At 55.0% G+C, this 925-nt stretch carries 2 protein-coding genes; one reads left to right on the forward strand and one right to left on the reverse strand.

Going from position 1 to position 925, the window contains the following annotated elements; translation table 11 throughout:
- Positions 1-239: hypothetical protein (locus ACXJ5O_RS28375; protein WP_457302822.1), on the reverse strand; the 239-nt coding region annotated here is incomplete at its 3' end.
- A gap of 100 nt (positions 240-339) precedes the next feature.
- Between ACXJ5O_RS28375 and ACXJ5O_RS28380 the strand changes: the two genes are divergently transcribed.
- Positions 340-672, forward strand: a complete 333-nt coding sequence (locus ACXJ5O_RS28380; RefSeq protein ID WP_457302823.1) for a DUF982 domain-containing protein — start codon at positions 340-342, stop codon at positions 670-672.
- Positions 673-925 lie beyond the last annotated feature (253 nt).

Genomic DNA, 925 nt, shown 5'->3' on the forward strand with positions numbered 1-925 from the left:
GCCAAGTACCAAAGCAATACGACCTCGCTCGTCAGTTCAGGCTTGATCGTTTCTGCGGTGCTGATCGCGATTTCGAGCGCGACGCGAAGCTCTTTCACGTCGTCGCCATCTTTGAGAACGCGCCTCTTGATCACACCGATCTGGTCGAGAAGCTTGACTTGGGGCTCGTTCAGCTCCGCGCTAAGCGCCGATAGAAGCTCGTCCTGCGAATACCCGTCCTCGACGGCAACTTTGCTCATGGCGTCGCTCCATCGGTATATGCCAAGGCAAAGGGCGGATAATGAAATTTGATTATCAGATGACGCGGAACTGAATCGCAAAGGGAGTCGTTTGGCCGCGATGGCAGACTTTGAAATCTACAGAGCGTTCTCCCCCGTCACAGTCATGACCAGCAAGCCCGGTCAGATGCGCGGGATCGGGACGGTATATGATGCGGCGAGGTTCATGCTCGAGGAATGGCCGACGGAACGCAGCGGACCAAAGCAATCGAACGCGAAGGTGATCCTGCTATCGTGCCTAGAAGGCAAATGCTCGCCTGCCGTGGCACGCGTGGCATTCGTTGAAGCAGCTCGCGAGGCCGACATCTATGTTCCACCGGCAGAGATAGATCCGGCTACGGCGGGTCGGCCGTCGCCGCGATGGCGCAAGAGCAAGCAGCTGCGCGGGGTGTAGTCCAAGCGAACCCGACAGATTTATTAGTTTTCACTACTCACTTAGATCTATTGACAACTGCTGGTTGTGGTTGCTTCCYCGATAAGTAAACAATGGGGGAAGGCACATGAGTGATACCAACCTCGGACCGCTGAAAGACGGGTACAGCCGACTCTATTCGTCCGGAAAAGTCTACTATGTGATCGAGAATGATCCCGCTTCGTCGAATCTTGAGAAAACGACCGCGAGAGCCGAGATTCAAAACGCTTTATTG

The sequence above is a fragment of the Phyllobacterium sp. P5_D12 genome, from assembly GCF_054049495.1.

What these genes read in the sequence shown, in the direction of transcription:
- ACXJ5O_RS28380 (WP_457302823.1), top strand. Translation starts at nt 340, where the DNA reads ATGGCAGACTTTGAAATCTACAGAGCGTTCTCCCCCGTCACAGTCATG.